The 4,106-nt window shown below is 72.5% G+C and carries 2 protein-coding genes; both read right to left on the minus strand.

Features of this window, described 5'->3' with window-relative positions; genetic code table 11:
* Positions 1 to 65: 65 nt before the first annotated feature.
* Positions 66 to 1,877, minus strand: coding sequence for an amino acid transporter (locus tag KS423_RS39965; RefSeq protein WP_224284635.1), 1,812 nt, complete (start codon positions 1,875 to 1,877; stop codon positions 66 to 68).
* A 462-nt stretch (positions 1,878 to 2,339) separates the two neighbouring features.
* Positions 2,340 to 3,968 (minus strand): multicopper oxidase family protein, encoded by a 1,629-nt coding sequence (locus tag KS423_RS39970; protein WP_224284636.1) that lies wholly within the window; start codon positions 3,966 to 3,968, stop codon positions 2,340 to 2,342.
* Positions 3,969 to 4,106 lie beyond the last annotated feature (138 nt).

Below are 4,106 nucleotides of genomic sequence, written 5' to 3' on the forward strand. Positions count from 1 at the left end.
GCCGGACACACCGACGGCCCGCCCGCTCAAGGGGAGCGGACGGGCCGTGGGCGGACGGGCGGCGATCAGCCGACGTGGACGCGCGGGCGGCGCGAGCGGTCCGGCTCGGCCTCGCGCAGCACCTCGCGGGTGACCGGCGCGACCTCGCCCTGCCCGAACAGGAAGAACCGCAGGAACTGCGCGAAGGGGCTGCCCTCGGTCCACTCGAAGTAGAGGTGCGGCTGCTGCCCGGTGCGGTCCCGGATGTTCAGCGCCAGCGCGGCGAGCGCGTTCGGGATGCTGGAGCTCTCCAGGGTGAGCACCCGGTAGCGGCCGTGCAGCACCTCGCCGCGCACGGTCAGCTCGGCCTCGAAGTCGGAGGCGTCGCGGACGGTCACCTCGACGAAGACCAGGTCGTCCTCGCCGGGGATGTCGTTGTCGGCGCGGATCTGGCGGATCTTGTCGCGGTACTCGGCGACGTCGCGGTGGCTCGGCTCGTTGGCGATCAGCCGCAGCGGGCGGTGTGCGTAGTCCCTGATGAAACGTTCCGCCACATCGTCCAGGGCCACGTTGGTGACGCGCAGCTCGAAGGCGCGGCGCAGCCGGGACAGCAGCGAGACCAGGATGATCCCGGCGATGAAGCAGGCACCGATCTTCAGACCGTCCGGCCGCTCCAGCACGTTCAGCACGGTGGTGTAGAGGAAGATCGCCGCGATGACCGCGAAGGCGACGGTCCAGCCTCGCTCGCGCTTCTTGTGCGCGGCGATGGTCACCGCGATGGCGGCGGAGCTGATCAGCACCAGCACACCGGTCGCGTACGCGCCGCCCTGGGCGTCCACGTTGGCGTCGAAGATCCAGGTGACCAGGAAGCCGACCAGGGTCAGCACGATCACCATCGGCCGCACCGCGCGGGCCCAGTGCGGGGCCATGCCGTAGCGCGGCAGGTAGCGGGGCAGCAGGTTGAGCATGCCCGCCATGGCGGAGGCGCCGGCGAACCAGAGGATCGCGATGGTGGAGAGGTCGTAGACGCTGCCGAAGGCGCCCCCCAGGTACTCGTGCGCCAGGTAGGCCAGGGCGCGGCCGTTGGCGTCACCGCCGGCCTTGAACTGGTCGGCCGGGATGAGCAGCGTGGTGATGAAGCTGGTGGTGATCAGGAACACGCTCATGATCACGGCGGCGGTGGTCAGCAGCTTGCGGGTGCCGCGGATCCGGCCGGCCGGGTTCGCCTCGGTGTCGTCGGGGTCGCCCTTGATGTGCGGCATCACGGCGACGCCGGTCTCGAAGCCGGACAGGCCGAGCGCCAGCTTCGGGAAGGTCACCAGGGCCACGCCGACCATGACGATCGGATTGCCGTGCTGGACGGTCAGCGCGTCCGTCCAGTCGGTGACCACGTGCGGCGCCTCGATGATCTTCCAGAGACCGACGGCCACCACGACCACGTTCAGCACCAGGTACGTCCCGACCAGGAACACCGCCAGGCCGATCGCCTCGCTGAAGCCCTTGAGGAAGACCGCGCCGAGCAGGGCCACCAGGATCAGCGTGATCAGCACCTGCCTGCCGCCGAGGAAGCCGGTCAGGTGCGGGTTCTCCACCAGGTGCGCGCTCGCGTCGGCGGCGGACAGCGTGATGGTGATCAGGAAGTCCGTGGCCGCGAAGCCGAGCAGCGCGAGGACGAACAGCTTGCCCTTCCAGAACGACAGCAGCCGCTCCAGCATCGCGATCGAGCCCTCGCCGTGCGGGCTCTCCTTGGCCACCCGCCGGTAGACCGGCAGTGCGCCCAGCAGGGTGACCACCACCAGCACGATGGTCGCGATCGGCGACAGCACGCCCGCGGCGAGGGCTGCGATGCCCGGCTGGTAGCCGAGCGTCGAGAAGTAGTCCAGGCCGGTCAGGCACATCACCCGCCACCAGCGCTGGCCGGCGTGCGCACCGTGCGCGGCGGAGTCCCCCGCCGCCGCGCCCTCGTGCGACGTCTCCGGGGCGCCCTCCGCAGCGGACTGCTGCGCCGGCGTCTCCGCGGTCACGTCCTCCAGCAGCCAGCTGCGGAGGCGTATTCGCGCCGACGGCGCGTCCGACTCCGTCGTCTCCGTCGAACCCGACGAAACCACCTTGCACCTCTTGTTTAAAGACCCCGTAAAACGCCGTCGGGCGACGGCAGTGCGCCAGGCTATGCGACCGGCGTTAAGAATCCGCTACCGGCCCGCGTTAAGAAAACGTCATGGCCGCGCAGGTCGGCGCCGGTGGCACGATGCCCTGGGTCGGGTGCCGGGAACGGATCGACCCCGAACCGGTGGATCGGTTCGGGGTCCTTCCGGGGGTGAAACCCGCGCCCCTTTCCTCGGGGGGGGGGGAGCGCGGGGTCAGGCCCGGTAACCGAGGACGGTCATCATGCCCGTCTCCGCGTGGTAGACGTTGTGGCAGTGCACCATCCACAGTCCCGGGTTGTCGGCGTCGAAGTCGACGGCCAGGGTCGCGCCCGGCAGCACGATCGCGGTGTCCTTGCGCGGGCCGTCGCCGGGCAGCGCGAAGCTGTGGCCGTGCAGGTGGACGGGGTGCCACATGGTGGTGCTGTTGCGGAACTCCAGCCGCACCCGCTCGCCCGCCGCAACCGGGTAGCGCTGCGCCGGGTCGTACCGGCGGCCGTTGAACGCCCAGTCGGCCTTCGCCATCCCCCCGGTGAGTTCCAGCTTCACCGTGCGGTCGGGCGCCTTCGCGGGCAGCCGGACGCCCGGGGCGGCCTTGAGCTGCCCGGCGGTGACCAGCCGGCCGTCCAGCTCGGCCGGGCGGACGGCGGCGTCGGGCGCGGCGCCGCCGCCGGTGCGCAGCACGGCCAGGGCGGTGGCGTTCTTGCCCTCGGCCAGCGCGGTCAGCGGGAAGACGCCGTCCTGGGCGGTGACCAGCACGTCGTAGCGCTCGCCCATGCCGAGCAGCAGCGCCTGGACGGTGGCCGGTTCGACCAGGAAGCCGTCGGTGTGGGTGACGGTCAGCTCGTGGCCGCCGAGGGCGACCCGGTAGGCGGTGTCGCCGCCCGCGTTGACCAGCCGGATGCGGATCCGGTCGCCGGGCTTGGCGGTGAAGGTCTCGGGCGCGCCGGCGAGCCTGCCGTTGGCCAGGTGGAACGGGTAGGCGACGTCTCCGGCGTCGCCGCCCAGCAGCGGGCTCCGAGCACCCATCAGCATCCGGCCGGGGCCGGAGGCTCCGGCGCCCGGGGTGCCGCCGGTGTCCGTCCCGGGCATCCCCGGCATGTCGTGGCCCGGCATCCCGGACATGTCGCGCCCGGAGCCGCCCGAGTGGTCCATCCCGCCCATGCCCTTGGCGAGTTCGGCGAGGACGGCGTCCGGGGTGCTGCCGTCGACGCCGTCCACCCAGTCGTCCAGGACGACGACCCACTCCTTGTCGTAGGCCAGCGGCTCCCTGGGGTCCTCGACGATCAGCGGGGCGTACAGGCCGCGGTCCTGCTGGACGCCGGAGTGCGGGTGGAACCAGTACGTGCCCGGGTGGGTGAGTGCGAAGCGGTACTCGAAGGAGGCGCCGGGCCTGACGTCGGCCTGGGTCACGCCCGGCACGCCGTCCATGTCGTTGCGCAGCGCGAGGCCGTGCCAGTGCAGCGAGGTGGACTGCGGCAGGTGGTTGGCGAGGGTGACGGCGAGCGTGTCGCCGACGGTGGCACGCACCTCCCGGCCGGGCAGGCGGTCACCGTAGGCCCAGCTGCGGACGGTGCGGCCGCCGAGGTCGAGGGTGGTCTCGGTGGCGGTGAGCGTGACCTTCCGCTCCGGGCCGGGATTGCGCCGGGCCTCGGCGGCAGCGACCTCGGGGCCGTTCGGGGCGAGGTAGCCGGGCGGGGCGGCGGCCGGGCCGCTCGTGGAGCCGTGGTTCATGGACGCGTGGTCCATGCCCTTCATGGAGTCGGAGGAGCAGGCGGTGAGCAGGCCGGTCCCGGCGGCGGCGAGCGCGGCGCCGAGGACGGTACGACGGGTGGGTGTGCGCATGGCGGAGTGCACCTCGTGCGGTGTGTGGGTGTGCAGGACGTCGCGTCGGCCGTTCCGTGCGCGGGCGCTGCGGGGCGCGATCGGGGCGCGTGGCTGTGCGCGCGGGCGGCCCTCAGCGGGCGCGGGCGCGGAACGGCG

Source organism: Streptomyces sp. LS1784 (assembly GCF_020103755.1).
Classification (GTDB): domain Bacteria; phylum Actinomycetota; class Actinomycetes; order Streptomycetales; family Streptomycetaceae; genus Kitasatospora.

Bases quoted from the DNA above. Each gene is read 5' to 3' on its own strand.
- KS423_RS39965 (WP_224284635.1), bottom strand. From the start codon at position 1,877: ATGTGCCTGACCGGCCTGGACTACTTCTCGACGCTCGGCTACCAGCCG.
- KS423_RS39970 (WP_224284636.1), bottom strand. From the start codon at position 3,968: ATGCGCACACCCACCCGTCGTACCGTCCTCGGCGCCGCGCTCGCCGCC.